This is a genomic window from Variovorax sp. 01T439_2, from assembly GCF_056398445.1.
Map to the genome: position 1 here is coordinate 1 of NZ_JBFTPJ010001038.1, position 2,840 is coordinate 2,840.

General features: G+C 62.9%; 4 protein-coding genes. All 4 read right to left on the bottom strand.

Features of this window, described 5'->3' with window-relative positions:
• Positions 1 to 204 (bottom strand): hypothetical protein (locus AC1DOC_RS31525; RefSeq protein WP_478131321.1); only part of this gene is annotated, 204 nt, incomplete at its 3' end.
• Between the two features lie 119 nt (positions 205 to 323).
• On the bottom strand, positions 324 to 713 hold the full coding sequence (locus AC1DOC_RS31530) for a nuclear transport factor 2 family protein (RefSeq protein ID WP_012747237.1): 390 nt from the start codon (positions 711 to 713) through the stop codon (positions 324 to 326).
• A 200-nt stretch (positions 714 to 913) separates the two neighbouring features.
• Complete coding sequence (locus AC1DOC_RS31535) at positions 914 to 2,488, bottom strand: PepSY domain-containing protein (protein WP_478131322.1); 1,575 nt, start codon at positions 2,486 to 2,488, stop codon at positions 914 to 916.
• 34 nt (positions 2,489 to 2,522) lie between these two features.
• Positions 2,523 to 2,840, bottom strand: a 318-nt coding sequence (locus AC1DOC_RS31540) for a TonB-dependent receptor domain-containing protein (RefSeq protein ID WP_478131323.1), incomplete at its 5' end; no start/stop codon positions are given.

Consider the following 2,840-nt stretch of genomic DNA (forward strand, 5'->3'; position numbering starts at 1 on the left):
AACGATCGCGGCTGACCGAGAGATGAGTCCCCACGGATCAACATCTCCCAGCAGGGCAAAAGACGAGGACACAAATGATCCAATGTAGTCAGCGACGCGAAGTATGGAGGACGTCAGTTTTGTTGGGTTGTTACGAATGGCCGGTGTGCGGTAGTCAGGGCCTTTCGACGAACGAGAGGTTTTGGCCGACTGGAGATGTTCCAAGTTCGCTCAGGCGATAGGGCGCAATGTCCGCTAGCGTCTCGCCCGCCGCCGGGCCCCAACGCAAACCGCGGCCGCTGAATCTGCTGGCCCTCGTGTCCTCGCACTCTGCTGAATATTTCTCAGGTTCCCCAGAATGCATCTTCAAGCGCTTGATCACTCGAAAACAAGCGGACCTCGACGATCTGGCCGTTTTCGATGCGCAAAAGATCCACTCCCGCTTGGTCGAGCTGTATGCCGTCGCGCTCAGCTTTGAACTCAATGTTGATAGCGACCCAGCTGCCGTTCTCCATGAAGTGATCAGCGCGCGAAATCGTGAAAGTCCCGCCCGATACTTCCATCATGCCGCCGAGCATTGCCCCGACTGCGGACATTCCGCGATGCGTACCGGAAAACCGGTTTTTGCCAGGTTGATGCCAGACAACATCAGGAGAGATGAGGCTGGCCAGCAGGGCCTGGTCACCGGATTGCGCCGCGTGAATGTAGTTCTTCGCAATATCAATTTGTGACATGGCTTTCTTGTCCTTCGGTTGTGTTGTTGCTGGTCATTGTCGAAGCGCGGGCGAGCGAAGTCACGGTAGCTCTCGGAGAAGAAATGATCATTTTTGGACATGCTGGGGCAGCGTCGAACCGCTGAGACGAACGAGCCAATGCCACGAGCCAACAAGCAGATCGCCGATATTGGACGGCTCGACTACCGCCCTCGGGATTCCTACCGGTGGACTTGGAGATTTCTCCCACTTCCGACCGGTCGCGACGCGGTAGCGAGAAGAACGTGCGCGCCTGCGGGTAGAAGTGATACTGCCGGTGCGAGCACAGGCAGTTCAACATACCCGATCACGATGCCCGTCACGCTGACCAGCAGTCCTCCCAGGCTGAAGACGATCAGCACGGCGTCTCGCAAGGCCTCCGCCCGCAGCATTGCCGGCAGGTCCCAGCTGTGCAGGAAACTGAAAAGCCATCGGCCCGCGCGCTGCGAGCGGTCCGCGCTCAGCGCCACGTCTCCGGTTCGGGCGTCGAGGTACACCCAGGTGTCGTGAGGATCGCCGAAGCGGAGCCGCGCCACCGGCAGACGGCGCTCGGCGGCGCCCATCATCGCCTCGGGCTGTCTCTCGTAGTAGTACGCGTCGTAGTGCTCGAGTTCCTCCTGGGTCAGGATGGGCGCAGCAAGCAGCTGTCTCGCCGCATGCGCGAGGTCCGCCCGAGGCCACCTGTCGAGCACGCGATACCGGTCGTTCTCCTGCACGACCAGGCGCGTGTCGTTGGCGGCATTGCGCGCAAGAATGAACGGGCGGCCGTCGAGGACCCGCCATTCCAATTCGCTTGCAGCAAAGCGCGAGGCTTCCAGAAGCCTGAGGGCCTGTGCGACCGGAATATCCAGCCGCGCCGTCCCGGGAACATTTCCACGGTACTGCGCCATGTCAGGACGGGGCCCCCTGGCGTCGAAGATACCTGCCGGGTTCATCGACATCAGGCCGCTGAAGATCCAGGTGAAGACGATCGACGCGAAGGCCAGCCCCAGCACATGGTGCCAATGCAGATGGAATTCGCGATAGGGAGAACGCGAGCCTGATTTGTAGCGACCGCTGAAGCGCCAGCGCCAGATGCCGGCCACGGTGCCCGTGACCGACGTGAGGACGCACACGGCGGACAGCACGATCACGATCAAGCTCCAGCCCGGGTCGACGGAGCGGTCGCGGAACATGTAGACCCAGTGCAGCCACGCGCCGACGTAGTTCCACATCCGCTGCGCGCGCGGCGCATCCATCACCACCTGGCCAGTGGCGGAAGAAACGTACAGCCGCGTGTGCGCTGCGTCGCCCATCTCGAGGACATGCAGCGGACGGTGTGCATCGAGGCCGCGCGAGTGCGTCCATCGGTCCTCCCGCACGAGGCCCACGTATTCACCCTCGCCGCCGCTGACGAAGAGCCGCGCCGCATCTAGCGCCGAACCGGCATCGGCTGGTGGCACCGGCTTCCCTTCGGCGGCGTCGACGAGCAGGTACTTGCCATCAGCCGTGCGGAGGCGGTAAGTCGGCCTTCCATCCACGCTGGTCAGGATGACCTCCTGCGCGCGTCCGCTTGCGCCGGTCGCGGACAGCGCTACGTCGACCGGCACGCAGCACCGGGTGGGATCGAGCGCGGGCAGTGTCCGCATCCGTTCCCATGGCGTCAGCTTCGGGTAGCCCACGAACAGCATCACCACGCCGCTCACGAACCACAGTGCCATCAGCACGCATGCCCCCACGCCCGTCCAGCGGTGGACGAGGTAGGTCAGGCGTTTCATACGCTTGCCCAGCGACATCTTGAAGCCCCTGCGCTCAGAACCGGTGATGGGCGGTCAGCTCGACCCGGCGCCCCTCTCCGACAAACCATTGCGTGTTGGTGTAGTACGCCGTCGTGTAGTAGCGCTTGTTGAAGACATTGAAGCCGCGAAGCGTCACCGTGGTGTCGGGCGTGACCTGCCACCTAAGCGCCAGGTCCGTCGTGGTGTAGGCGGGCAGCGTCAGGGTGTTGGCGGTGTCCGCATACCGCTTGCCCACATAGCGCAGGCCGGAGCTCAGCGTCCATTTCGGCAGGAAGTTCCAGCTCACCCACACATTCGCAAGCCGCTCGGGCACATCGGTCGGCACATTCCC

Coding starts and splice junctions, on each gene's coding strand:
- AC1DOC_RS31530 (WP_012747237.1), bottom strand. CDS start 713: ATGTCACAAATTGATATTGCGAAGAACTACATTCACGCGGCGCAATCC.
- AC1DOC_RS31535 (WP_478131322.1), bottom strand. CDS start 2,488: ATGAAACGCCTGACCTACCTCGTCCACCGCTGGACGGGCGTGGGGGCA.